Below are 24,470 nucleotides of genomic sequence, written 5' to 3' on the forward strand. Positions count from 1 at the left end.
CCCATGAAGATTCCTAAGACCCCTTTGGACCTCCTGGACCTGGACCTACCCCGGGGTGAACCTTGGGGCTATGGCTTCGCCCAAAGCCTCCTCAAAGCCCCCTGGGCCTGGCGGGCTTTAAGGCCCACCCCAGGGCTTCTCCAGTTGATGCGGCAGGACCTCGAGGTCCTCTTCCTGGAACTGGAAGAAAGGCGGAAGGAGTACCCTTTAGCCGACCTGGGAGAGCGCCCCCCCCACCCTGCTGAGGAAGGGGCCCTGGCCGCCCTCCTCACCCGCGACCCCGAGGCCCTGGCCCGGGTACTCCAAGCCCACGGACCCTATCCCTTTGCCCTCTACCGGGCCTTCCGCTTCGTTGGCGAGGTGCGCCCCCTGGAACGCTACCGCCTGCCCCAGGAGGACGAACTTCTGGGCTACGAGGAGCAGCTTAAGGCCCTTAGAGCCAATGCCCTTCGTTTCCTCTCGGGAAAACCCGCCCTCCACACCCTCCTCTACGGGGCCCGGGGCACGGGCAAAAGCACTGCCGCCAAGAGTCTTTTGCACCTTAGAGAAGCCCGCATGGTAGAGGTGGAGCACAATGCCCTAGCCCACCTGGAAAACCTGTTGGAAAAGCTGGCTCTCCTTCCCCATCGTTTCTTCCTCTTCCTGGACGACCTCTCCCTGGATCCTAAAGAGGATTCCTTCCATCACCTGAAGGCCCTCCTAGAGGGAAGCCTGGAAGGCCCCCCGGAGAACGTCCTCCTCCTGGCCACCTCCAACCGCCGCCACCTGGTGCGTCAAACTGGGGAAAACCCCCTACCCGGGGCCGACCCCAGCGCCTGGGACGAGCTTCAGGACACCCTGGCCCTTTCCGAGCGCTTCGGCCTGGTCCTCACCTTCCCCCCCTTTGACAAGGCCCTTTACCTGAAGGCGGTGGCCCACCACCTAGGCCGCCCCTTGACCCCGGAGGAGGAAAGGGAGGCCCTGCGCTTTGCCCTGCAAAAAGGCTTCTCCGGGCGCGTGGCCCGGCAGTTCGCCCAAAGCCTGCTCTAGAGCCCAGCGTACCTCAAGGCCGCCTCCACGAAGCCGGCGAAGGGAGGCGAGGGGCGCATGGGGCGGCTCTTGAACTCGGGGTGGCTCTGGAGGCCCAGGAAGAAGGGATGGTCCGGGAGCTCGATGGCCTCCACCAACCCCGCCCCCCGGCCCCGCATGCCCGGGGTGGTGGCGGAGATCACCAGCCCGGCTCGCTCCAACTGGTCCACATAGAGGGGGTTCACCTCGTAGCGGTGGCGGTGGCGCTCCAGGACCTCCTCCTTGCCGTAAAGGCGGTGGAGGAGAGTGCCGGGGCGGATGCGCATGGGCCAGTCCCCCAGGCGCATGGTGCCCCCCAGGCCCTCCACCTCCAGCTGCTCGGGCATGAGGTCGATGACCGGGTGGGGGGTGTAGGGGTCAAACTCGGTGGAGTTGGCCCCCTTGAGCCCGGCCACGTTCCGGGCGAACTCGATCACCGCGATCTGCAGGCCCAGGCAGATGCCGAGGTAGGGGATCTTCCGCTCCCGGGCGTACTGGGCCGCCCGCACCTTGCCCTCGATGCCCCGCACCCCAAAACCCCCGGGCACCAGGATGCCCGCCACGTCGCGGAAGGCCTCGTCCAGGTCCCCCGCCTCCAGGCCCTCGGCGTCCACCCACTTCACCTCCACCCGGGCCCCGTGCCGGATACCCGCATGCTTCAAGGCCTCCAGAAGGGAGAGGTAGGCGTCGGGCATCTTCACGTACTTCCCGGCGATGGCGATCCTCACCGTGCGCTCGGGGTGCTTCAGCACCCGCACCGCCTCCTGCCAGAAGGAGAGGTTAGGGAAGACAGCCTCGAGGCCCAAGGCCCTTTCCACCACCCGACCAAGGCCCTGCTCCTCGAGGAGGAGGGGTATCTCGTAGATGTGCTCCACGTTGGGGCTGCTGAACACATGCCCGGGGCGCACGTTGGTGAAAAGGGCCACCTTCTTCCGCACCTCCTCCGGCACCGGCTTCACCGAGCGCAGGACCACGGCGTCGGGCTGGATGCCCACACCCCTAAGCGTGGCCACGGAGTGCTGGGTAGGCTTGGTCTTGAACTCCTCGCTGGTCTCCAGGTAGGGGACCAGGGTGAGGTGGATGTAGAAGGTGTTCCCCTCCCCCTCGTCAAAGCGGAACTGGCGGATGGCCTCCAGGAAGGGAAGGCTCTCGATGTCCCCCACCGTGCCCCCCACCTCCACCACCACCACCTCGGCCCCCTGCTCCTCCGCCACCTTGCGGATGCGGTCCTTGATCTCGTCGGTGATGTGGGGGATCACCTGCACCGTCTGGGAGAGGTACTCCCCCCGGCGCTCCTTCTGGATGACCGAGAGGTAGACCTGGCCCGTGGTGAGGTTGTTGCCCCGGGAGAGGTCCAGGTCCAAAAAGCGCTCGTAGTGGCCAATGTCCAGGTCGGTTTCCGCCCCATCGGCGGTGACGAAGACCTCCCCGTGCTCATAGGGACGCATGGTCCCCGCATCCACGTTCACGTAGGGGTCAATCTTGATGGCGGTAACCCTATACCCCCGGGCCCGAAAAAGGGCTCCCAGGGAAGAGGTGAGGATGCCCTTGCCCAGGCTGGACACCACACCCCCGGTGACAAACACGTACTTCCTCGGCCGTTGCGCGTTCTCGGAAACCCCGTTCACGGGACTTCAGCCTACCACATCTGGCAAAAGACCCCGGGGTTATGGTACAGTTTTCTTTGGCGTTCTTGCGGGGTCCCCCGATCCCCCGGCAAGAACATGGTGCCTGGCACACAGAGTTGAAGGAGGGCCCAAACACATGCAGCCCAAGACGTACATACCCAAGGAGATCGAACCCCGGTGGGTTCTTATTGACGCCGAGGGCAAAACCTTAGGGCGGCTGGCCACGCAGATCGCCACCCTGCTACGCGGCAAGCACCGCCCCGACTGGACTCCCAACCTTCCCATGGGCGACTTCGTGGTGGTGATCAACGCCGACAAGATCCGCCTCACCGGCAAGAAGCTGAAGCAAAAGATCTATACCCGGTATAGCGGCTACCAGGGGGGCCTGAAGGAGATCCCCGCGGAGAAGATGCTGGCCACCCACCCGGAGAGGGTGTTGGAGCACGCGGTGAAGGGCATGCTTCCCAAGGGGCCCTTGGGCCGGAAGCTTTTCAAGCGCCTCAAGGTCTACGCCGGCCCCACCCACCCCCACCAGGCCCAGAAACCCGTTAAGCTGGAGGTCAGGTGATGGAGCAGTACTACGGCACCGGAAGGCGTAAGGAGGCGGTGGCCAGGGTCTTTTTGAGACCCGGAAGCGGCAAGGTCACCGTGAACGGCCAGGATTTCCAAGACTATTTCCAGGGTTTGATAAAGGCGGTGGCGGCCCTCGAGCCCCTGAGGGTGGTGGATGCCCTGGGGCGCTTTGACGCTTACATCACCGTGCGGGGAGGCGGCAAGAGCGGCCAGATCGACGCCATCAAGCTGGGGGTGGCCCGGGCCCTCCTCCAGTACAACCCCGACTACCGCGCCAAGCTGAAGCCCCTGGGCTTCCTCACCCGGGACGCCCGCGTGGTGGAGCGCAAGAAGTACGGCAAGCACAAGGCCCGCCGGGCACCCCAGTACTCCAAGCGCTAAAGAAGGTCCGGCTCGAGCCCCTGGGAGAGGATCCCAGGGGTGTTTTCCAACTCCAGAAGGGCCTCCTGAAGCTCCTCTGGCGAGAAGACGTGAACCCTTTCGTGCCTTAAATAGACCAAACGGCCTTCGGCCTCCACCCCCCAGGCCCGCCGCACCGCCTCCCGGTAGAGGGCCAACTGCAGGCGGTAATGCTCCGGGGCCATCCTCTGGTCGGTCTTGTAGTCCTCCAGATACCACCTGCCCCCCACCCGGTAAAGCCGGTCCAAAACCCCATACCAGACGGTGCCCCCAAGGGGCAGGACCAGGGGAAGCTCAGCGTGGTCCTCCTCCCGGTCTTCCAAAGCGGGAAGGACTTCCCCCAGCATGCGCCGGTGGTTCCAAAGGAGGAGCCGCACCTCCGCAAGAAGGCGCTCCTGCTCCTCCTCGGAGAAGGGGAGGGCCACCTCCTGCAGGAGGAGGGCCCGCATGGCCCCCTCGTCCCCCGGGTGCAGGTTGCGGGCCAAAGCGTAGTGCACCAGGGTGCCCAGGGCCCGGGGGTACTCGGGGAGGGTTTCGGCCTCGAGGGCCTGGGAAAGAGCCAAAGGCTCCCCCTCCCCCTTGCGATAAGCGCTGGGGGAAAAGACCGGGGGAAAGCGCTTGGACGGGATGCGGTGCTCCGCGTAAGGGGCGGGGGGCTGGGGTTCGGGAAGGAGTGGGGGGGAGGGCAAGGGAGGAAGGCCCGCCAAGGGGTGGCGGTGCACCAGGGGATCCTGGTCCCCAGGGCCCAAGCCCAGGTCCATGAGGGCCTCGGCCCAGGGTCCAGGCCGTTCGGAAAGGCTCCCTGTGAGGATAAGCACGTCCCTAGCCCGGGAAAGGGCCACGTAAAGGAGCCGGAGGGACTCCTCCTCCTGGGCACGGGCCAGGGTCCTTCTCAGGTTTCGGTAGCCCTCTGTCCCCTCCAGGGCCACCTCGCCGTCTATGCCCACCAGCACGGGCTCGGGCTTCCCTCCCTCGTGGCGGGCAAGGTCAAAGACCGCCACCACCGGCCACTCCAGGCCCTTGGCCGCGTGGACCGTGAGGAGCTGCACCCCCTCTCCCCCCTCGGGAAGCTCGGAGGTTTCCGGGTCCTCAGCCCGCACCTTCAACCACTCCAGGAGGGCCTCGAGGTCGGGGAAGCGCTCCTCCGCGGCCAGGAGGAGAAGGGCGTCCAGGTTGGCCCGGGCCCTCCGGGAAAGCCGCCTTAGGAAGACTTCGTCCCGCACAAGGGCCTTCAGGGCCTCGAGGGGACGCAAGCCTGCAAGCGTCTTGAGCCCATCCAGGCGCATCCGCACCTCCGGGGGAAGGAGGGAAAGAGGATCTTCCGCCTGCAGGGCCTCCTCCACCTGCCCGAGGTCCACCCCCACGAAGGGACCCCTTAGGAAAGCCAGGAGGGAAATGCGCTCCTCAGGGCTTGGGGGACCCTCCAACAGGGCAAGGCGCAGAGCGTGGTACACATCCCGCACCTCGGGCCTCTTGAAGAAGCTCTGCCCCCGCCTGAGGACGTAAGGAACCCCCAGGGCCCGGAAGGCCCTTTCCAGGAAGGGCAGGCTCCTGCGGCTTCGCACCAGGACCGCCATATCAGAGAAGGCGTAGCCCTGGCTGGAAAGCGCCCGCAGGCGCTCCGCCAGGAGGGCCGCCTCCCCTTCCCGCTTCCGGTCCAAGGGCTCCTCCCCCACCACCCAGTGGACCTCCACCCGGCCCTCCTCCGCCCGCAAGGGCTCCACCGGCACCCGCTCGGACTCAGGGAAGAAACGCTCCACAAAACGGTTCAGGAAATGGGCCACCGCCTGGGCGTGGCGCCTAGTTTGCCCCAGGCGTAGGACCTCTTTCGCCTCCCCCAGGGCCTGGCGGAAAACCTCCACCCGGGCGTTGCGGAAGAGGTAGATGGACTGCTTGGGATCCCCCACGGCCACCACCTGCACTCCCGCCTCCTCCAGGACCCGGAAGAACCGCCCCTGCAAGGGGTTCACATCCTGGTACTCGTCCACCAGGAGGTAAGGAAAGCGCTCCACCACCCTTCTCACCGCCTTGGGATGTTCCACCAGACGAAGGGCCAGGGCCTCGAGGTCCCCTGGTCCCAGGGCCTCCCGCGTGCGGCGGTGGTAGCCGGAAAGGACCTCCTGGAACAGCTCAAGAAGCCCCTCGGCCCCGGGCAGGGCCCGAAACGCCCCCGCCAGGGAGCGCTTCCGGTAAAGGGCAAGGAGGGACTCCTCTAGAGCAGGGTCCAGGCCCTTCAGGTAAAGGAGGCTTCGCGCCTCCTCCAGGAAGAGGGCTTCGGCCAAAAGCTCGTCCAATAGGGTAAAGTCCGGGTCCAGGGAGAGGAGGGGAGCGGTGTGGCGGATGGCCTCGGCCATAAAGCCGTGGATGGTGGTGAAAACCGCCCCGTAGACCTCCCGCTGCGCCTCCTCTGCCCAAGAAGCGGAGGAGAGCCTGGCCACCTCGCCTTGGATGCGCCGCCTGAGCTCCTCCGCCGCCTTGCGGGTGAAGGTGACGGCAGCCATGCGCCTTAGGGGCACCCCCTGGCGCAAAAGCGCCAGGAGCTCCCCCACCAAGGCGTGGGTCTTGCCCGTGCCCGCGGAAGCCACGTAGAGCCTCATACCTCCTCCTTGCGGCAGATGTCCGCCAGGCCACAGGCATAGCAGTGGCGGCCGGGCCTCGGGGAAAACCCCCCTTCGCCCCAACGAGGAAGCGCCTCCTTCACAAGCGCCCGCACCTCCTCAAGCTGGGGAGGCTTATCCCCTTTGCGGTAGGGGTTCTTGCGGAAAGGACGGGGTTCTCCCAGAAAGGCCCAGGTCCAGAGGTGGACCTCCTCCACCTCCTTCCTCTGCAAAAAGGCCCCGAGGGCGTACCACTCCGTCCAGCGCCGCCGGGGGCTCAGATCGGGGTCCTCCCCTGGGGGGAGAAGGCGGTAGAGGTGTACCACCCGCCCCCCCGCTTCCCGGCGCACCCCGTCTAGGCGCAGGGCGAAGCGCTCCCCCGGCCAGCGGGCCCAAAAGACCATGCCCTTTAGGTGCTCCTGGTGGAGAGCCAGCCAAGAGCCTACCTCCGGATGCTGCGAAAGCTCGTCTACCCTCTCGGGGAAGAGGTGCCAGCCCAGGGCCCCATCCTCCGAGCGAAGGGGGAAGCGCTCCAGATAGGTCCGAAAGGGGCACTCCCCGTGGCGGCGGAGGACCTCCAGGTGGGCCGGGGGGGCGTGGGAGGTGGGGAGGGGTGGGGTGAAGGATTCCTCCGGCAGGGCCTCGAGGCGGCCTGAAGGCGGCAGGGGCTCGGGCCTGATTCCCTTCTCCAGGGGTTCGTAGGCCCCCGAAGGCCCGGCTTCTGGGTAGAGCAAAAAGACCTCCTCCCCCCGCGTGGCCAGCTCCTCCAGGAAGAGGGGGTCCAGGCCCCGCAGGCGCCGGGGAAGCCCTTGGAGAAGACCCCGCTCCCGCAACTCCTCCAAAAGGAAGTAGTCCTCCCCTTCTCCCAGGGTGTAGCGCCCTGCCACCCAGTCCAGCACGTAAACCCGTCTGGCCCGCACCCCCATGGCCCGAAGCGGCGGGAGGAGGGCCACTCCCCGGGGGAGTTCTTTAGGCAGGGTCTCATCCAAAAGGAGGCTCCGCCACCAGGCCAAGGGGTTTCCCCCGTCTGCCCGCAAAGCCAGGCGCAGCCGGGAGAGGAAGAGCTCCTTGGCCGCCACCCCAAGCCGCTCCAGGACCTCCTCCCCCCAGGCCAGAAGATCAGGCCCGGGGGTGCGCAGGGCCAAAAACGCCTGCCATTCCTGAAGCAAGCCCTCCCTTTCCGCCAAAAGCGCCAGGGCCTCTTCCCCCGCAAGCCCAAGCCGCAAGGCCTTTCGGCCCAGGGCGGAAAACCCCAGGGCCAGAAGGTCCCGCCCGGTGGGCATGGGGTTCAGGAGGGCCAGGACCCTTTCCCCCTCCTCCGTGTCCGCCAAGGCCCCCTCCCGCCCGTCGTAAAGGGGCAAGCCGTACTCGTCCTGAAAGAGGAGAAGCCCGGGGATGCGGTCCTCCGGGGCCACCACCATCACCTCAAAGGGGTCTAGGCCCTCGCCCCCCAAGGCCCTGGGGGCCAGGGCCCGCTTCAGGGCCCTCAGGAGGTGGCGGGCCTCCTCCACCGGGTTGGCCAGGGCCCAGACCTCCTTCCTCACCGGCATGGGGGAAAGGGTCTGCCAGGGTTCCAGCCCCTCCGGAAGAAGCTCCAGGGTGAGGAGGACGGGTACCTCCCGGGCCAGGCGCTTAAGGAAGCGGAGGTCCAAAGGACCCACCTCCCGGAAGCCGTCCACCACCACCAGATCCGGCCTGGGAAACAGGCGAAGGGGTACGCGGCCCGCCCGGTGGCGGAAGTCGTCATAGTCCAGGGCCTTTCCCTTCAGGCGCTCGTAGGCGAAGTAGACCCGCCTGAGCCTCCCCGCCTCCCCATCCTTGGGCAGGGCGAAGGGAGAGAGGCCATAGCGCTTGAGTTCCGCTATCGCTCGGGCGAAAAGCCGGGCCTCCCCGGGGGCAATCCCTTCCCCGTAGAGGCCCCTAAGGGCCTCCCCCACCAGGGCCACCCTTCCCGCCCCAGGAAGCAAGGGCCCAAGCCGGCCCACCTCCGCCAGCACCCGGTAGTAAAGGGCCTGGAAGGACATGAACTCCAGGCCCAGCACCGCCCCTTCCCCCCCAAAAAGGCGGTACACGTAGGCCCTTTGGTGGGGCAGGCCTACCCAGTAAACCCTTCCTCGCCGCCTCAAGACCTCCAAGGCCCATTCCCGGGCCAGGGTGGTCTTCCCCGATGCCGGGGGGCCCAGGAGGGGATAGAGGCCAGGCTTCATATGGGGGCATTTTAAAACCGGAAAGCCCAGGAAACCCTTATGCCCTTTCGTCGCGAACCCTACCCCTTACACACTCCAAGAAAAAGGCTTGCGGAAGGGATCTCCCTGGACCTCCAACCTGGCGAAAGCCAGGTTGGATTCATCTCAGGGAATGGCTTCCGGGGAAAGGGGCAGGGGAGTAAGATCCAAGCCCAGGCGCAACACTCCCACCACCCGCCCCCGGTGGAGGACGAAACAGCGGTACCCCTCTGGCAGGACCAGCACCCGCCGGGCCAGGGAGAGCTCCCGCAGGAAGAAGAAGGGGCGCATCCGCATGGGCCTGCCGCGGATGGGACCCATGTAGGGCATGGGCCTACCCCCCTCGAGGGCCAAGAGCAGCAGGGGCCTCTCCCCCGCCGCTTGGCCCAGGACCAGGACCAGGGTATCCCCTTCCCGGTAGAGGGCCTGGACCTCGAGGGCCCGCACCACCCTAAAGCACTGGGTCAGCACCTCTTCGGGCGAGGGGCCAAAGCCCTTGGGGCCCTCCTCCCCCAGGGCCCAGCTCCCAAGGGCCAGGAGGAGGAAGACCCCAAACCACCGCATCCTTCCCAGTTTGACAGATTTGGCCTCAAGTACCCGCACGCAAAGGTTGCCCCACCGGCCAAAGTCGAAGGGGCGTGCTCATGGCCTCTTTGGGGCCCCCGTCGTGGCGCAAGCCACGACGGGGTACTTAGAAGCCCCGCTCGGCCGAGATCAGGGCCAAGGCCGCCCGGGCCAGCAGGAAGGCCCGGCCGGGCTCCTTGGAAAGCCTATCCTTGGCCTCGGCCACCAGATCCTTCACCAGGCTGTCCTGGGCCCGGTAGTAGGTGAGCTCCTTCTCCGCCCGGTCCACCACCCTCGGGACCCGCTGGGTCAAGCGGGCATCCAGGCCCGGCCGCCCCTTACCCCACGGGGCAAAGGCATGGCCCCTGGGTCCAAAGGGATGGTGCATCCCCATACGGGGGGCTGGCCTCGGCCCCCGGGCCTGCACCTGGGGTTCCCCTGAGGCTGCCCGGAAAAGGAGAAGGGCGGCCTGGGCTTCCCGCGCCGCCTTGAAGTACGCCTTGGCCTCGTAGCTCTCCTCCGCCCGGGCCTTCACCTCCTTGGCCCAGGTGAGAAGCTTTTCCTCGCCCGTGGCCCCCTGGGCCACCGCCTGGAGCCTGGCCAAGGCCGCCGAGGCTACCGCCGCCTGCTGGTAATCCGTGCCTTGGGCCAAGGAAAGGCCCGCCATCAGGAGAACCAAACCCATGAGCACCCGTCTCATTCCCTACCACCTCCGAACTGGAGGCTATCCCCTCTGGCTAAAGGGCGCATCGGGCGAAACCTTAAGGGAAGCCAAAGGCAGGCAAAGCCCCACCGCTGCCCCGTCCTGGTTCTCCACCCATGCCCTTCCCCCATGGGCCCGGGCCACCGCCGCCACCAAGGCGAGGCCCAGGCCCGTGCCCTTTCCCCCATGGACAAAGGGCTCCAGGGCCCGGGGCAAGAGGTCCTTGGGGAAGCCGGGCCCGGAGTCCACAAGCCAAAGCCAAACCCCCTCCTTGTCCCGCTGGACCCTGGCCTTAAGGGGAAGCTTCCCGTGGCGGCGGGCGTTGTCCAACACGTTTTCCACCGCCAGGGCGAGAAGCTCGGGGTCCGCCAGAACCTGGCCTTCCCCTTCTACCTCCAGGCCCCATTCCCCCAAGAAAGCCCGCAGGTCCAAGGGGATAAGCCTGGGGGAGGTGGCCTCGAGGCGGGATAACCTGAGGAGCCCGGAGAGCAAGGCCTCCATCCTTTCCGCCTCCCGTAAGGCCCCGGTAAGGGCCCTGGGCTCGGGCTTGCGCAGGAGCACCTCCAAGTACCCCTTCAAGGCGGCCAGGGGATTGCGAAGCTCGTGGGAGGCAAGGCGGGCAAACCGGCGGGCCGCCTCCTCCTTCTCGGAAAGCTCCCTAAGAAGCCCCCCCACCTGGGCCAGGCGGCTGTTCAAGGCCTCCACCAAGGGCCTTAGCTCCGCCAAACCAGGGTCGGGAAGGGGGCTTAGGTCCTCAGGCCGCCGGGCCTCCAGGAGCCTGGCCAGCTGCCCCAGGGGGCGAAGGGCCCAAGCAAGCCCCAGGGCGGAGAGCAGAAAGATGGCCAAAAGCACCCCTCCACCCCAGGAGGCGTAGAGGAGGAGAAGCCTCCGCCCCAGGCCGGCAACTCCCTCCAAGGGGACCGCCAGGCCAAACCCTCCCTCTTCCCGGGGCAGGGCCACGTAGAGCACCCCCCGCCACACTCCCTGGTAGGCTTGTCCCTGAGCAAGGGCCTCGAGGAGACCAGGGGGAAGGTTGGGGGAGGGCACCTCGGTAAAGGCCACCCCCTCCTTCCCTATCACGAAGCCCGTGCCTCCCCCATAGACCTGGGCCAGGCGGAAAAGCTCAAGGAGAAGGGCTTCCCCTTCCCCAGGCCCCTCCTCCCCAAGGAGGTAAAGCCGGGTGTAAAGGGCCCGGCGCAGATCCTCGCTGGCGGCCCTTTCCGCCTCCTTGGCGGAAAGAAGGGCCAGGGGCAGGGCCAGGAGCAAGAGGGCCAGGAAGAGCAGGGCAAAAAGCCTCCCCCTAAGGGAGGAAAAGGCGGTAGCCATAGCCGCGCACCGTCTGGATGGGGTTGGGCTCCCCCAGGGCCTTCCTCAAGAGGGAGAGGTGCACCTCCAAGGTGGCGGGGTCCACCTCCTCTCCCCAGACCCGGAGCATCAAGGCCTCCTTGGAAAGCACCTCCTCTGGGGACTCCAGAAAAGCCTTCAGGAGGAGGAACGCCTTGGGGGAAAGGGAAAGCCTCCTCTCCCCCCGGAAGGCCTCCATGCGCCTGGGATAAAGCCTCAGGTCCTTGTAGGCCAAAACCTCCGGGGCCTCCTTCCCCCTATGGGCGCGGCGCCAGAGGGCCTCGAGGCGGGCCAGGAGCTCGGAGAGGCTGTAGGGCTTCACCAGGTAGTCGTCCGCCCCCTCCTTGAGGCCCTTCACCCGCCACTCCACCGCATCCAAGGCGGTGAGCATCAGCACGGGTACCTCCGAGCGAGCCCGGATATCCTTAAGCAGGGAAAAGCCATCCCGTTCGGGCAGAAGCACGTCCAAAATCACCACCTCCGCCCAGGGAAGGAGGCTTAGGGCCTCCTTTGGGCTCTCCGTGGCCCTGACCTCGTGCCCCTCGAGGGAAAGCCCTAGCTCCAAGGCCTCCCGAACCCCTGGGTCGTCCTCCACCAGAAGCACCCTCATGCCGGGTTCCGCCAAAGGGCAAGGGACCGCACGGGGGCGTACACCTCCAAGGGGGGCAGGGCCTCCCCGGTCCTCAGGTCTATGCGATGGATACGGCTCGCCCCACGCCTGGCCGCATAGAGGATGCCCCCAAAGGGCAGGAGCTCCACCAGGCTCATGCGGTCCTCCCCCTCCAACAGGGGCAGGGTGTAGGAGGCGAGAAGGGATCCCGCCACATCCACCACCCGCACCCTGGCCGCCTCCACATCGTAGAGGTAAAGCCTCTCCCCCTCCACCCCCACCCCGCCCAGGAGCCTGAGCTCCTCGCTCTCTTTAGAGCGGCGGAAGGCATAACGGGAAAGGTAGCGCCCATCCAGGGCCAAGCGCTGCACCTGGCGGTTGCCGTAGTCCAGGACGAAAAGGAACTCCGGCGTGGCCACCAGGGCCTTGGGGTCCTGAAAGGTGCCCCGGCCCGGCCCCTGGCCGCCAAAGCGCCCCTGGTACTGCCCCTTCAAATCGAGCCGGCTCACCGTGGCGGTCTCCGAGTCCAAGACGAAGAGGCTACCGTTGGCCACCGCCAGGGCCGCGGGAAAGAGGAACTCCCCCGGCTTCATGCCATAAGGCCCGGTGGAAAGGAGGAGCTCCCCTTCCGGGGAGAAGCGGTGGAGGAGCCTGGCCCCGTGCTCAAAAACCGAGACCCAGATTCCCCCCTCCCCATCGGCGGCCACGGAGAGGGGAGGAGCTGGGAAGTAGCCCGGACCCGAGCCAATGCCGGAAAGGAGCCGGGCAGCGGTACCGGAAAGGTCCAGAAGCCGCACCGTGCCCTTCTTGGCCTCCACCCCCACGAGCAGGTAGAAGGGGTGGGGCAGGCCCTTGTCCTCCTCCCAGGAACCGGAGAGGACCTGGATCGCCTCGTCCAAGGAGGGGCGCTTGGCCGGGTCCTTCTCCAGCATCTTCAAGACCAGGTCGGAAAGAACCTGGGGAATCTGGGGATTGAGCTGCTTAGGAGGGGTAGGCACTTGGAAGATCTGCTGGTGGATGACGGTCTCATACCCCCCGGTGAAGGGGGGCTGGCCGGTTAAGGCCTCGTAGAGGACGATTCCCAGGGAGTAGATGTCCGAGCGGTGGTCCAGCTTCTGCCCCTTGGCCTGTTCCGGGCTCATGTAGACCGGGGTGCCGATGCGGGCTCCGGTGATGGTGAGACGGGTGAGCACCTTGCCAGCGGCGATGCCAAAGTCCATGAGGCGCACCCCCCTGGGGTCTACCCCATCCTCCTTAAGGGCCCCCTTGAGCACCATGATGTTGCCCGGCTTGATGTCCCGGTGGACGATGCCCTGGGCATGGATGTGCTTAAGGGCATCGGCCACCCGGGCGAGGATGGCCGCCGCCTGCTTCAGGGAAAGGCGCCTTTCCTCGATGAGCTTGTCCAGACCCTCCCCCTCCAGGTACTCCATGGCGATGAAGTGCACCCCATCCACCTGGCCATGGTCGTAGACCTTGACGATGTTGGGGTGGTCCATCTTGGCCAGGACCTCCGCTTCCCGGTGGAAGCGGCGCACGAACCGGGGGTCGCCCACAAAGCGTTCCTGAGGCACCTTGAGGGCCACCAGGCGGCCCGTTTTCTTGTCCTTGGCCTTGTAGACGGTGGCCATGCCCCCCACGCCCACCTTCTCCAGGATCTCGTACTGCTTTTGCAGAGCCTGGGCCTCCTCCGTGGTCTTGGAACCGGAGGAAGCCCGTGCCTGGGTACGGGAGCGCCTTTGGACCCTCCGCCGGGGACCCAGGTAGACCCGGGGTGCCACCATGACCCCCAGGCCCAGGAGAAGCCAGGGGAAAACCGCCTCCGCCCGTACCCCCGTAGCCCAGGCGGCTCCCGAAAGGAGGAGCAGGAGGAACCATAGGGGCCAAGAAGAAAGGCGAGAAGCCAGGGCTGCGGTGAGGAGAACCAGGAGGAAGGCCAATAGCCCCTGCATCACTCCACCCGTAAGGCGATGGCGGTCACGTTGTCGTCCCCGCCTCGGCGCAAAGCCTCGGCCAGAAGGCCCTCGAGGCTCGCCTGCAGGTCCTTGCCCAAAACCCACTCCTCCTCAGGCACCAGGCCGTAAAGCCCATCCGTAACCAAAAGCACCCCTTCCCCTGGAGCGAGGTGTACCCCCTTGAGGTCAAAGCGGGCTTCCGGCAGGCCCAAGGCCCGGGTGAGGACGTTGCGGTAGGGATGGCGCTCGGCCTCCGTGCGGGTCAGAACCCCTTCCCTCAAGCGCTCCGCCACCCAGGAGTGATCCTCGGTGAGCCGCTTAAGCCCCTTGGGGGTGAGGTGGTAGGCCCGGGAGTCCCCGATATGCCCCACCACCCCCTCCCTGAGCCAGTCCGCATAGAGGAAGGCGGTGAGGGTGGTGCCCATGCCCTTCTTCCCGAGCCTTTCCGCCTCCTTCTCCACCCGCTTGGCCGCCAGGGTGAAGGCCTTCTCCATCACCTTGGAGAGGCCCACCGCCGGCCGGCCCCCCTTCAGGTGCTCCGCATAGGCCCGCACCGCCTCGGAAAGGGCCTCGATGGCCACCTTGCTGGCCCACTCCCCCGCCTCCATGCCTCCCATGCCGTCGGCCACCGCCAGGAGGAGAAGGTTGCCCTGGGGAACCTCGAGGCGCATCACCCGGTGGAAGTCCTCGTTGTTCTGGCGGCGGCCCACATGGGAGACCGCGGCCACGCTGTACCGGGGAGCAAGGCGCATCGGACCCATTATAGGATGAATGGGTGGAGCACCTGGCCGACCTGGTGGACCTCTACGAGTACCGGGTGGAGGACCTGGTGGCGGGGCGCGTACCCAAGGGGGGGAAAAAGGCCCTCCTGCAACTACGAGCCTTCCTGGCCCAGTCCCGCCTCCCCGGCCCCCTGGCCAAGCGCTTCCGCCAGGCTGATGCCCGCTTCCGGGCCCTGCGGCAAAGCCTTAACCCTTCCCCACCCACGGAGACCCCTCCCCTGGACCTCCCTCCACCGGCCCTGGAGAACCTGGAGGAGCCCACCCCCACTGGAAAGCCCTCCCCCTTACGGGCCATGGCCCTAAAGGTGTGGCGCCTCCTGGCAGAGCGGGAGGCCAAGGCCCGGGCCAAGAACCTCCTCACCGGAAGGCGGGAGGAGCTCAGGCTCATTCACGCCTTCTTGCAGAACTACCTGGAGTACCGGGAAAAGGAAACCTTCAAGCGGGACTTCAACCTTTCCCGCTTCCATCCCACCCACCCCATCCCCTCCCTATCCGATAGCCTCATGGACCTCGAGGACCCCAAGGTGGCCGAGGCCCTGGTGATGGAGTTTTTGGAAACTGCCCTGCACCTTCCTCAGGACCTCCCCCTGCCCCCTGAGGAAACCCGCACCTATATCCGCCGCTTCCTGAACCGCATCCTGGAGTGGGACGACGCCTACGGCCTTCCCCCCAAGCGAGACCTCATGCCCTTGAAAAAAGCCCTGGAGGAGGCCAAGCACCTGGGGGCAAGCGCTCTGGAAATCGCCCGGTTGGAAGAACGCCTTAGGAAAGAGGCCCAGGAGGAAAGGCGGCGGGAGCTCCTCTTGGAAGAGGAACGGCGCCGCTTCCGGGTGGCATTGGAAAAGACCCTAGCCCTCCTGAACCTCCTCCCCACCCCGCAAGGGGAAACCCCCTGGCCCCGGGTTCCCGAGCCCGGCCAAGGGGAGGAAAGCCTCCTTACCTTACCCTTGAGGCCAGGCCGGATCCCCTTGGGACCCCTCACCCTCACCCTAAGCCAGGTGGAAGGAACCTGGCACCTGGGTTTGGGTGGGGAGGATTATGTGCTGGAGAACACCCTGGTGATCCCCTGGGAGGACCTCGAGGTCCTGGCGGTGCGAGAGGGGGATCTCCTCCACCTGAGGCTCGAGGCGCGAAGCGGGCTCAGGCTCTACGAGCTCCTGGCCGAGGGGCGGATGCTGGCCCTTCTCCTGAGCCCCAACCAGGACTACGTCTACCTGCGCCTCCTCAGGGCCCTTTCCGCCCGCTTGAAAGGCGAGTTCAGCCCCCAGGCCTTTGGCCCCGAGCTGGCGGAAAAGTACCGCCAGGCCCCGTGGGAAGCCCTGCAGGACTTCGCCCGCAAGGTTTTGGAGCTCGCCCTGAAGCGCCTGGGTGGGGCGGACCCCGCCCCCCTCCTCCAGGAGGTGGGCCAGGCCCTGGGGCGGGAGCAAGAAGCCCAGGTCCTGGCGGAGGCCTTGAGGGAGTACCTGGGCCGCCGCCCCCCCACCCGGGAAACCCTCGGGGGGGAGGTGCACCTGCTTTCCATCGGGGCCGAGCCCCTAGCCCTCAAGGTGGGGCAAACCGTCCTCTCCCTGCGTCCCAGGAACGCTCCTTCCGGAGACCCCCAGGAGGACGTCCTTTACGTGGGCCAGGCGGGCGAGATACCGCGCCGCCTCAAGGACCTGCTGGTCTACCGCCTCCCGGAGGGAACCGTGGTCCTGGCCCGGGAGGGAAGGCGGCTGGCCTATCTGGTGATGGGTAACCCTTGACATGAAAAGGTTCTTGGTATACTCCCGGACGAGGGGGTTTTATGAAAACTTTGCGGCACAAGGCCTTCGCCCGCCTGATCCTTTCCTACCTGGTTTCCCAGGCGGGGAGCAAGGTGCACCGGGTGGCCCTCCTGGTGCTGGTCTATCTGCTTACAGAAAAGGCCCTTTGGGTTTCTTTGGTCCTGGGAGTCCAGCTCGTGGGCACTGTGGTCTTCTCCCCCCTCCTTTCCGCCTGGGCCGACACCCAGGACCGCAAGCGCCTCCTGGTCTGGTCCGACCTCCTCCGGGCCCCCCTGGTGGCCCTTATCCCCCTCCTGGGGGCCAAAAGCCTTCCCGTCCTCCTCCTTCTGGTCTTTCTGGTTGAGCTGTTGCGGGACCTGCACGACCCCATCCAGAACGCCGTGGTCCCCGACCTGGTCCCCAAGGAGGAAGTGGACGAGGCCAACAGCCTGGTCCTGCTGGCGGATCGGCTTTCCGAGGTGCTCTTCGTGGGGGCCGCAGGGGTACTGGTGGCGGCGGTGGGGCCAGCCTTCGCCTTCTACCTGGACGCCGCCACCTACCTGGTCTCGGGGCTCATCCTGATGGGCCTCCCCTCCCTCAAGCCCCAAAGGCTTCCCAAGGCCGGCTTCTTCGCCCGGGTGAAGGAGGGGATCGGCCACCTGGCAAGCCACCCCGCCCTCCGCCGGGCGGTGGGCACCCTGTTCGTGGCCGCCGCCTTCGGCTCCGTGGAGACCGCCCTTGGGGTGGTCCTGGCCATCAAGTGGCTAGGGGTGGGTTCGGCGGGCTTCGGCTTCATGGAGGCGGCCATGGCCCTGGGGGCCATCCTGGGGGGCCTCGCCCTCCCCCACCTCCTGAGGCGCATCCCCAGGGAGAGGCTCTTCCTCTTAGGCCTTTTGCTCTTTGGGATCTTCGAGGCCTCCATCGGGGCCTTCCCCTTCTTCGCCTGGGTGCTCCCGGCCTTCTTCATCAGCGGCTTCCTCAACATGGCCTTCATCGTCCCCGCACGCTCCATCCTGCAGCTCAACACCCCGCAGGAGATGCGGGGACGGATCTTCGCCGCCTTCGGCGCGGTGATGAACGCCGCCGTCCTGCTGGGCACCCTGTGGGGCGGGGCCTTGGAGGGTTCCCTCGGGGCCCCTGGGGTTTTCCTCCTGGCCGGCAGCCTGGTGAGCCTGGCCGCCCTCTACACCCTCCTCACCGGAGGCATCCCCGCACCCCGAGAAACCCGCCAGACCCAGGAAGCCTGACCTAAGCTTCCCTCAGCCAGCGGGCCGCCTCCAAGGCGTAGTAGGTAAGAATGCCCTGGGCCCCGGCCCGCCTCAAGGCGTAGAGGCTTTCCAGAACCGCCCGCCTTTCGTCCAGCCAGCCCCTGAGGCTTGCCGCCTTGAGCATGGCGTACTCCCCGGAAACCTGGTAGGCGAAGAGGGGCTTGGCGAAACGGCCCTTGAGGGCGGCGAGCACGTCCAGGTAGGGCAGGGCGGGCTTGACCATGAGCATATCGGCCCCCTCGAGGTCATCCAACCCCGCCTCCCTCAGGGCGTCCCAGAGCCCAGCCCTGGGGTCCATCTGGTAGCCGGTGCGGTCCCCGAACTGGGGGGCGCTTCCCGCCGCCTCCCGGAAGGGGCCGTAGAAGGCGGAGGCGTACTTCACCGCGTAGGAAAGGACGGGCACGTGGGCGAACCCCCCCCGGTCCAAGGCCTCCCGGATGGCCTTGACCTGCCCGTCCATCATGGCGCTGGGAGCCACCACATCCGCCCCCGCCTGGGCCTGGGAAAGGGCCGTCTTGGCCAAAAGCTCCAAGGTGGCGTCGTTGTCCACGTAAAACCCCAAGGGGCCCTCCCGCACCACCCCGCAGTGGCCGTGGTCCGTGTACTCGCAGAGGCAGGTGTCGGCCATGACGAGAAGCTGGGGAAACTCCCGCTTCAGAAGGCGGATGGCCCGCTGGACGATGCCCTCTTCCGCATAGGCTCCCTGCCCCAGGGAATCCTTCTCTTCCTCGGGCAACACACCAAAGAGGATCACCCCCCCCAGGCCCGCCTTGAGCACCTCCTCCGCCAAGCGGGGGAGCTGGGCCAGGGGATGCCGGAAGACCCCAGGCATGGAGGAAACCTCCTCCGGCTCCCCTCCCTCCTTCACAAAGACCGGCAGGACCAGGTGCCTTGGGCTAAGCTCCACCTCCGCCACCAAGGGCCTTAGAAGGGGCGAACGCAGCCTTCTTGGGCGCTCCATGCCTTCCACTATACTCAGGGAGGAGGTAGCATGAACCTGCAGAAGCTCTTGAAGGAAGCGCAGAAAGCCCAGAAGAAAGCCGCTGAGATCCAGGAGCGGCTGGAAACCATGACCGTGGTGGGCACGGCCCAGGGCCTGGTGGAGGTGGAGGCCAACGGCCACGGCAAAATCCTCGCCCTGCGCCTCAAGCCCGAAGCCTTGAAGACCTTCGCCGACGACCCGGAGGGCCTGGAGGACCTCCTCCTGGTGGCCATCCAGGACGCCCAAAAGAAGGCCCACGAGCTTTCGGAGAAGGAGATGGCCCGGGAGCTTGGCGGCGTGGGGCAGATGCTGGGCAAGCTTTTCTAGGATGAGGTACCCGGAAAGCCTCCTCAAGCTAGCCCGCGCCCTCTCCCGCCTGCCTGGGATCGGCCCCAAGACGGCCCAGAAGCTTTCCCTCCACCTGGCCTTCCACCGGGAGGAGGTCGAGGAGCTGGAAAGGGCCTTGACCGGGCTCAAGGCCTTGGGCGTCTGCCGGATCTGCGGGAACCTGGCGGAAGGGGAACTTTGCCCCATCTGCCAGGACGAAACCCGGGACCGGTCGGTGATCGCCGTGGTGGAAACGGTCTCCGACCTCTTCGCCCTGGAACGGAGCGGGGAGTTCCACGGGCTTTACCACGTGCTGGGTGGGGCCTTGAACCCTCTGGAAGGAGTGGGTCCAAGGGAGCTCAACCTGGAAAGCCTATGGGCCAGGCTTTCGGGGGTGGAGGAGGTAGTCCTGGCCACCTCCATGACCGTGGAGGGGGAGGCCACCGCCCTCTTCCTGGCGGAGGAGCTCAAGCGGCGGGGGATCAGGGCCAGCCGCCTGGCCTACGGCCTCCCCGTGGGGGGAAGCCTGGAGTACGTGGATGAGGTAACCTTGGGCCGGGCCCTGGAGGGTAGGAAACCCCTCTAGGCGACGGGGAAGGGGGTATGGGGGTAGAAGAGGAGCTTTTGCAACACCTCCTGGACCAGGTGGAAGGCGCCTTTGCCGCCGCCATCGGCACCCTGGACGGGCTCCTGGTGGAAGGGGCCAGGCGCAGGCGGGTGGACCTCGAGGCGGCCGTGGCGGAACACGCCGCCCTTTTGCGCCAGGCCAAGGCCGCCTACGCCGGAAGCCTGGGCACCCCCCGGGTGGACGAGCTTTTGGTGGGGGGCCACCCCGTGGTAGGCTATGTCCACGTGGTGCGCAGGCTAGAGCGACGACCCCAGGGACCCGTGCCTGAAGGCAAGGGACACGAGGAACTTTTCCTCCTTCTCCTCATGGCACCAGAAGCCAACCTGGGCCAGGCGCGTCTGCAGACAACCAAGGCCGTGGAAAAGCTAGCGGAGGTGGCGGGATGGCTTACCTAGAGAGCCTGGCCCCCTTTGGCGTCAAGCGGGCGGTGCTTACGGGCCTGGACGGTCTGGTCATCGAAGCCCTGGGCCGGGGCAACCCCTCGGCAGAGGTCCTGGCGGCGGAGCTGGCCTCCCTGGTGCGGCACATGACTCCCTTGGCGGAAGCCCTCTCCGGGGAGGTGCGCCGCTTCACCCTGGCCACGGAAAACCACGAGATCCTGGCCCTCAAGGTGGGGGAGTACGTCCTAGGAGCGGTCATCGAGCGGGGCATGGACCGCAAGGCCGTGGGCCAGGAGTTAACCCGCATCGCCCTTAAGGTGCAGAACCTCTGAAATAAGGAGGCATGGTGGAACAAGCCCTACAGGAACTCAAGGCCACCAAGGGGGTACGGGTGGCCGCCCTCCTCAGCGAGGACGGGTTCGTGGTGGAAGAGGCCCGGGAAGGGGATGCCCCGGAAGCCAGCCTTCTTTCTGCCCGGGCAGCCACGGTTCTGGGCACCGCCAAGGCCCTGGCTCAGACCCTGGGCCAGGAAGGAGTGGAGGAGGTCATGGTAGAGTACCCGGAGGGGGCCTTGCTTTTGGTGCCCCTTCCCGGCTATCACCTGCTCCTCCTTCTGGACAGCGTGAGAAGCCTGGGGCGGGTACGCCTAGCCTTGAAAAGGACCGTACCCAAGTTGGAGGAGGCGCTTAGATGAGCGAGCTGAAGTTGGATATCCAAATCGACAAGGACGTGGCCCTGGGGCGCTACACCAACCTGGCCCTCATCGCCCACACCAAAAACGAGTTCATCCTGGACTTCGCCCTCCTGCAGCCCCAGGGAGGGGCCATGGTGGTGAGCCGGGTGATCACGAGCCCCCAGCACGCCAAGGCCCTTCTTCGGAGCCTGGCGGAGAACATAGCCCGCTACGAGGAAACCTTCGGCCCCATTCCCGAGCCGGTGGCGGAAAGCCAGGCCTGAAGCTCTCCCGACCCAATACCCCACGCTGAATGGGTCAGCGTGGGGCTTTGGCTTGCCGCTGAGGCTACAGGTTTTCCCGCCACCAGTCCAGGTAAGCCTTGAGCCGAGCCACACGGCGGTCGGGCCGGCCGGAGCGGGAAAGCTCGTGGCCTTCTTCCGGCACCCGGAAGAAGCGGGCCTTCACCCCCAGGTGGAGGAGGGCGGTGTACCAGGTCTCCCCCTGGTCGATGGGGCAGCGGTGGTCCCCCTCGGCGTGGACCACCAGGGTGGGGGTCCGCACCTGTTGAACCAAGCGCAAAGGGCTCTTCTCCCAAAGCACCTCCGGCCTCTCCCAAGGCTTGGCGGAAAGCTCCAGGAAGGTGAAGCGGGGACCGATGTCGCTGGCCCCGAAGAAGCTCAGCCAGTTGCAGATGCTCCGGTCGGTAACCGCCGCCCGGAAGCGCCCGGGGTGGCGGGCGGTGAGCCAGTTCACCATGTACCCCCCGTAGCTTCCCCCCGCCACCCCCACCCGGGCGGGGTCCAGGGGGAAGCGGGCGAGGACGTGGTCCAAAAAGCCCAGGAGGTCCCGCTCGTCCCTTTCCCCCCATTCCCCTTCCAGGAGGGCGAAGTCCTGGCCGTAGCCGGTGGAGCCCCGGGGGTTGGCGAAGGCCACCGCGTACCCCGCCTGGCGGAAGAGCTGGAACTCCAGCATGGGCGCCCGCCCGAAGGCGGTGTGGGGCCCCCCGTGGATGTAGAGGATCACGGGGTGGGGCCCTGGCCCTTCCGGAAGGAGCACCCAGCCCGGCACCCGGTGGCCCTCGGGGCTCGCCCACTCGGTGTAGACCGGCTCGGCTAAGGGGAGGGCAACCTTCTCGTTGGGGTCGAAGACGCCCAGGGGCCCCTCGAGGCGGGCCGGGCGGGTGAAGTCCTCGGTGAGGAGGAAAAGTCCTCGCTCCGTGGGGGCGAAGGCGAGGACGCTCCCCCCTGCGGGCAGGGCCTCGGCCTTCCCGGAAAGGTCCACCCGGTAGAGCCGGGCCAGGCCCGCCTCGGTGCGCACCACGTAGACCCCGTCGCCGCCCCACCTGGGCCCTTGGGGGTGGGCGCCGTAGCGCAGGTCGCTGTTCACCGAGTTCAGGAGGCTTCCCTCCAGGAGCACCCGGGCCTCCCCGCCCCGCAGGTGGTAAAGCCGGGCCTCCGTGCCCCCGCCCCGCTCGAAGACGTGGCCCAGGAAGAAGAGCCCCTCCGGGCTCCACTCCAGGGCGAAGATGGGGCCCACCCCCCCGTAAACCCTTTCCAGAACCCCATCCCGCAGGAGGTAGAGGGTGTCCCGCCCCTCCGCCTGGGCAAGGACGTCCTCCGCCATCACCAGGTAGAGCCCCTCGGGGGCGAAGACCATCTCCTTGGGGGCCGGGTAGCGGTCCAGAAGAAGGCGCTTCTCCCCTTCCTTCCAAAGGTAGAGCGCCACATTGCCCTCGGGCAGGAGGCCGCGCCCGTCAAACTTGAAGGGCCAGCCCTGGTAAACCCGGGGGCTACCGGGCTTGGGCGCCTCCTTCAGGGCCAAAAAGGCCACCTCCCCCCCGGGGGAGAGGGCGTAGTCCAGAACCCCCGGGGTTTCCGTGAGCCGCTCCGCCTCGCCCCCCCGGAGGTCCAGGCGGAAGAGCTCCTGGGCCTCTCCCACCTTGCGCAGGAAGTAGGCGTAGGGGTGGGCATAGCGGGGCTTTTTGGCCTCCTCCTGGGTGAGAAAGCGCAAGGTGCCGTCAAAAAGGGCCAGCCTCGAGCGGTACCGGGGCGGGTCCCCCTCCTGGATATCGGTCAGCAGGAAAAGGGGGAAGCCATCGGGGCCAGGGGTCAGGTCCGACAGGAAGCGGAGCTTGAAAAGGATTTCCGGTTCCATACCCCCATAATACTGACCGGTCATTCGCCTGTCCCCAGGCCCGCCTTTCCGGTAAGCTGGGCGCCATGGATCGGGACGAGTTGGTGCGCTACTTGGACACGTACCTGCGCCTAAAGGACTTCCCCCAGGACCTCTCCTTAAATGGCCTGCAAGTGGAGGGGAAGAAGGAGGTGCGGAAGGTGGGGGCGGCGGTGGACGCCGCCGAGGCCATCTTCCAAAAGGCCCTCGAGGAGGGGGTGGACTTCCTCCTCGTTCACCACGGCCTCTTCTGGGGCAAACCTTTCCCCATCGTGGGCCACCACAAGCGCCGCCTGGAGCTCCTCTTCCAGGGGGGGATCAGCCTCTACGCCGCCCACCTGCCCCTGGACGCCCACCCTGAGGTGGGCAACAACCACGAGCTGGCCCGGGCCCTGGGCCTGGTGGGGCTGGAGCCCTTCGACGTGGGGGTGAAGGGGCGGTTTCCCCTTCCCACTCCCTTGGTCCAGGTGGCGGACATGCTGGGCCAGCTCACCGGGATGCAGCCCTTGGTCCACCAAGGGGGCAAAGGCCTGGTGGAAACGGTGACCATCGTATCTGGCGGGGCGGCGAGCCTCATCGGCCAGGTGGACACGGACCTCTTCATCACCGGGGAACCCAAGCACAGCGTCTTCCACGAGACCTTTGAGCGGGGATTGAACGTCATCTACGCCGGGCACTACGACACCGAGGTCTTCGGGGTGAAGGCCTTGGCAAGGCATCTGGAGGCCCGCTTCGGCCTGCCCTGGGTCTTCCTGGACCACCCCACGGGGCTATGAAGGGCTTCTTCCTCACCCTCGAGGGTCTGGACGGCTCCGGCAAGACCACCCAGGCCCAGCTCCTGGCCCGGTTCCTGGAAGGGAAAGGAATCCGGGTCCGCCTGACCCGGGAGCCCGGCGGGGGGCTTAAAGGGGTGCGGGACCTCCTATTAAAGGAAGACCTTTCCCCGGAAGCCGAGTACCTCCTCTTCAGCGCCGATCGGGCAGAACACGTGCGCAAGGTCATCCTTCCCGCCCTGGAGGAGGGCTTTTGGGTCATATCCGACCGCTACCTGGACTCCAGCCTGGCCTACCAGGGGTATGGCCGCGGCCTTCCCCTCCCCTGGCTCCTAGAGGTGGCCAGGAGGGCCACCTTGGACCTGAAGCCCCACCTCACCTTCCTCCTAGACCTGCCCCCGGAGGAAGCCCTTAGGCGGGTAGCCACGCCGGACCGCCTGGAAAGGACGGGGCTCGAGTTCTTTAGGCAGGTCAGGGAAGGCTACCTTAGGCTGGCGGAAGCGGAGCCCCAGCGCTTCCGGGTGGTGGACGCCACCCGGCCGGTGGCTGAGGTGCAAGCGGCCATCCAGTCCAGCATTTCCAAGCTCTTCCCGTAAAAGCTTTCCTATCTGCCATAATGATCCCATGCTCCTTTCTCCCGCCCGGTGGCTGGCCCCCATGGTCCTGGGGCTTGCAGCCCTGGCCCAAGGCTTATCCTTTCCCAAGAGCACCCTTTACGTGGAGCAAGGGGGAAGGCGCCACACCCTAAAGGTAGAGGTGGCGGACACCCCCGAGCGCCAGGCCCAGGGCCTCATGTTCCGCAAAAGCCTAGGGGAGGATGAGGGCATGGTTTTCCTCTTTCCCACCCCTACGGCCGGGGGCTTCTGGATGAAAAACACCCTCATTCCCCTTTCCATCGCCTTCTTTGACCGGCAGGGGGTCATCCTGCGCATCCTGGACATGGAACCCTGCCGCAAGGATCCCTGCCCCGTGTACTACCCCGGGGTGGTGTACCAAGGAGCCCTCGAGGTGAACCAAGGCTGGTTCCAAAGGCGGAGCCTCACCCCTGGGGCCAGGGTGGGAGGGGAGGCCCTGAAGTTCTGGCCCAGGTAA

At 66.8% G+C, this 24,470-nt stretch carries 25 protein-coding genes; 14 read left to right on the forward strand and 11 right to left on the reverse strand.

Annotated features, from left to right (window positions below; all coding sequences use genetic code 11):
* Window positions 1-3 precede the first annotated feature (3 nt).
* A complete protein-coding gene (locus L1087_RS07610; protein WP_386082872.1) occupies window positions 4-1,029 on the forward strand; it encodes a DUF815 domain-containing protein in 1,026 nt (341 codons plus the stop codon).
* Here the strand turns inward: L1087_RS07610 and L1087_RS07615 are convergent.
* Window positions 1,026-2,675 carry a CTP synthase gene (locus tag L1087_RS07615; protein ID WP_234558345.1) on the reverse strand — a complete coding sequence of 550 codons (1,650 nt, stop codon included), beginning with the start codon at window positions 2,673-2,675 and terminating at the stop codon, window positions 1,026-1,028. The genes L1087_RS07610 and L1087_RS07615 overlap by 4 nt on opposite strands.
* Before the next feature lie 136 nt (window positions 2,676-2,811).
* Between L1087_RS07615 and rplM the strand changes: the two genes are divergently transcribed.
* On the forward strand, window positions 2,812-3,243 hold the full coding sequence (gene rplM, locus L1087_RS07620) for a 50S ribosomal protein L13 (RefSeq protein WP_234558346.1): 432 nt from the start codon (window positions 2,812-2,814) through the stop codon (window positions 3,241-3,243).
* Complete coding sequence (rpsI, locus tag L1087_RS07625; RefSeq protein WP_234558348.1) at window positions 3,243-3,629, forward strand: 30S ribosomal protein S9; 387 nt, start codon at window positions 3,243-3,245, stop codon at window positions 3,627-3,629. The genes rplM and rpsI overlap by 1 nt, the downstream gene beginning before the upstream one ends.
* On the opposite strand, the gene L1087_RS07630 is transcribed toward rpsI, so the two are convergent.
* From L1087_RS07630 to L1087_RS07665, 8 genes are all read right to left on the reverse strand, one after another.
* On the reverse strand, window positions 3,626-6,244 hold the full coding sequence (locus L1087_RS07630; RefSeq protein WP_135259816.1) for a UvrD-helicase domain-containing protein: 2,619 nt from the start codon (window positions 6,242-6,244) through the stop codon (window positions 3,626-3,628). The genes rpsI and L1087_RS07630 overlap by 4 nt on opposite strands.
* Window positions 6,241-8,451, reverse strand: a complete 2,211-nt coding sequence (locus L1087_RS07635) for a PD-(D/E)XK nuclease family protein (RefSeq protein WP_234558350.1) — start codon at window positions 8,449-8,451, stop codon at window positions 6,241-6,243. The genes L1087_RS07630 and L1087_RS07635 overlap by 4 nt, the downstream gene beginning before the upstream one ends.
* A gap of 144 nt (window positions 8,452-8,595) precedes the next feature.
* The gene (locus L1087_RS07640) at window positions 8,596-9,033 is read right to left on the reverse strand and encodes a hypothetical protein (protein WP_234558351.1); all 438 of its coding nucleotides are present in this window, start codon (window positions 9,031-9,033) and stop codon (window positions 8,596-8,598) included.
* 127 nt (window positions 9,034-9,160) lie between these two features.
* Complete coding sequence (locus L1087_RS07645; RefSeq protein ID WP_234558352.1) at window positions 9,161-9,733, reverse strand: hypothetical protein; 573 nt, start codon at window positions 9,731-9,733, stop codon at window positions 9,161-9,163.
* A 24-nt stretch (window positions 9,734-9,757) separates the two neighbouring features.
* Window positions 9,758-11,062 carry a sensor histidine kinase gene (locus L1087_RS07650; protein WP_234558353.1) on the reverse strand — a complete coding sequence of 435 codons (1,305 nt, stop codon included), beginning with the start codon at window positions 11,060-11,062 and terminating at the stop codon, window positions 9,758-9,760.
* Window positions 11,037-11,690 (reverse strand): response regulator transcription factor, encoded by a 654-nt coding sequence (locus L1087_RS07655; protein WP_234558354.1) that lies wholly within the window; start codon window positions 11,688-11,690, stop codon window positions 11,037-11,039. Before L1087_RS07655 ends, L1087_RS07650 begins: the two co-directional genes overlap by 26 nt.
* Window positions 11,687-13,642 (reverse strand): protein kinase domain-containing protein, encoded by a 1,956-nt coding sequence (locus L1087_RS07660; RefSeq protein WP_038041402.1) that lies wholly within the window; start codon window positions 13,640-13,642, stop codon window positions 11,687-11,689. The genes L1087_RS07655 and L1087_RS07660 overlap by 4 nt, the downstream gene beginning before the upstream one ends.
* The gene (locus tag L1087_RS07665; RefSeq protein WP_167816952.1) at window positions 13,642-14,397 is read right to left on the reverse strand and encodes a PP2C family protein-serine/threonine phosphatase; all 756 of its coding nucleotides are present in this window, start codon (window positions 14,395-14,397) and stop codon (window positions 13,642-13,644) included. The genes L1087_RS07660 and L1087_RS07665 overlap by 1 nt, the downstream gene beginning before the upstream one ends.
* Before the next feature lie 23 nt (window positions 14,398-14,420).
* Here L1087_RS07665 and L1087_RS07670 point away from each other — a divergent pair, with 23 nt between their 5' ends.
* The gene (locus L1087_RS07670; protein ID WP_135259823.1) at window positions 14,421-16,172 is read left to right on the forward strand and encodes a hypothetical protein; all 1,752 of its coding nucleotides are present in this window, start codon (window positions 14,421-14,423) and stop codon (window positions 16,170-16,172) included.
* Between the two features lie 41 nt (window positions 16,173-16,213).
* Entirely contained in the window at window positions 16,214-17,419 is a 1,206-nt protein-coding gene (locus L1087_RS07675) for an MFS transporter (protein ID WP_234558355.1), read from the forward strand.
* Between the two features lies 1 nt (window position 17,420).
* Here L1087_RS07675 and hemB read toward each other — a convergent pair whose 3' ends face one another.
* On the reverse strand, window positions 17,421-18,401 hold the full coding sequence (hemB, locus tag L1087_RS07680; protein WP_234558356.1) for a porphobilinogen synthase: 981 nt from the start codon (window positions 18,399-18,401) through the stop codon (window positions 17,421-17,423).
* A gap of 30 nt (window positions 18,402-18,431) precedes the next feature.
* On the opposite strand from hemB, the gene L1087_RS07685 reads away from it, so the two are divergent.
* Genes L1087_RS07685 through L1087_RS07710 form a run of 6 tightly spaced genes read left to right on the forward strand, consistent with a single transcriptional unit; the run spans window position 18,432 to window position 20,714 of the window.
* Window positions 18,432-18,749, forward strand: a complete 318-nt coding sequence (locus L1087_RS07685; protein ID WP_135259826.1) for a YbaB/EbfC family nucleoid-associated protein — start codon at window positions 18,432-18,434, stop codon at window positions 18,747-18,749.
* 1 nt (window position 18,750) lies between these two features.
* Entirely contained in the window at window positions 18,751-19,335 is a 585-nt protein-coding gene (gene recR / locus L1087_RS07690) for a recombination mediator RecR (RefSeq protein ID WP_234558358.1), read from the forward strand.
* 17 nt (window positions 19,336-19,352) lie between these two features.
* Window positions 19,353-19,772, forward strand: a complete 420-nt coding sequence (locus L1087_RS07695; protein WP_038041392.1) for a roadblock/LC7 domain-containing protein — start codon at window positions 19,353-19,355, stop codon at window positions 19,770-19,772.
* Entirely contained in the window at window positions 19,760-20,089 is a 330-nt protein-coding gene (locus L1087_RS07700) for a roadblock/LC7 domain-containing protein (protein WP_038041391.1), read from the forward strand. The genes L1087_RS07695 and L1087_RS07700 overlap by 13 nt, the downstream gene beginning before the upstream one ends.
* Before the next feature lie 11 nt (window positions 20,090-20,100).
* Window positions 20,101-20,451, forward strand: coding sequence for a roadblock/LC7 domain-containing protein (locus L1087_RS07705; protein ID WP_267964789.1), 351 nt, complete (start codon window positions 20,101-20,103; stop codon window positions 20,449-20,451).
* Entirely contained in the window at window positions 20,448-20,714 is a 267-nt protein-coding gene (locus tag L1087_RS07710) for a DUF3467 domain-containing protein (protein WP_038041390.1), read from the forward strand. The genes L1087_RS07705 and L1087_RS07710 overlap by 4 nt, the downstream gene beginning before the upstream one ends.
* A gap of 64 nt (window positions 20,715-20,778) precedes the next feature.
* Here L1087_RS07710 and L1087_RS07715 read toward each other — a convergent pair whose 3' ends face one another.
* Window positions 20,779-22,587 carry a S9 family peptidase gene (locus L1087_RS07715; protein ID WP_234558360.1) on the reverse strand — a complete coding sequence of 603 codons (1,809 nt, stop codon included), beginning with the start codon at window positions 22,585-22,587 and terminating at the stop codon, window positions 20,779-20,781.
* Window positions 22,588-22,652: 65 nt separating this feature from the next.
* Between L1087_RS07715 and L1087_RS07720 the strand changes: the two genes are divergently transcribed.
* The 3 genes from L1087_RS07720 to L1087_RS07730 are packed head-to-tail and all read left to right on the forward strand — an operon-like array spanning window position 22,653 to window position 24,470.
* Window positions 22,653-23,381, forward strand: coding sequence for a Nif3-like dinuclear metal center hexameric protein (locus tag L1087_RS07720; protein WP_234558361.1), 729 nt, complete (start codon window positions 22,653-22,655; stop codon window positions 23,379-23,381).
* A complete protein-coding gene (gene tmk, locus L1087_RS07725) occupies window positions 23,378-23,974 on the forward strand; it encodes a dTMP kinase (RefSeq protein WP_038041387.1) in 597 nt (198 codons plus the stop codon). The genes L1087_RS07720 and tmk overlap by 4 nt, the downstream gene beginning before the upstream one ends.
* Before the next feature lie 28 nt (window positions 23,975-24,002).
* Complete coding sequence (locus L1087_RS07730; protein ID WP_234558363.1) at window positions 24,003-24,470, forward strand: DUF192 domain-containing protein; 468 nt, start codon at window positions 24,003-24,005, stop codon at window positions 24,468-24,470.

The sequence above is a fragment of the Thermus tengchongensis genome, from assembly GCF_021462405.1.
In the GTDB taxonomy this organism is placed as follows: domain Bacteria; phylum Deinococcota; class Deinococci; order Deinococcales; family Thermaceae; genus Thermus; species Thermus tengchongensis.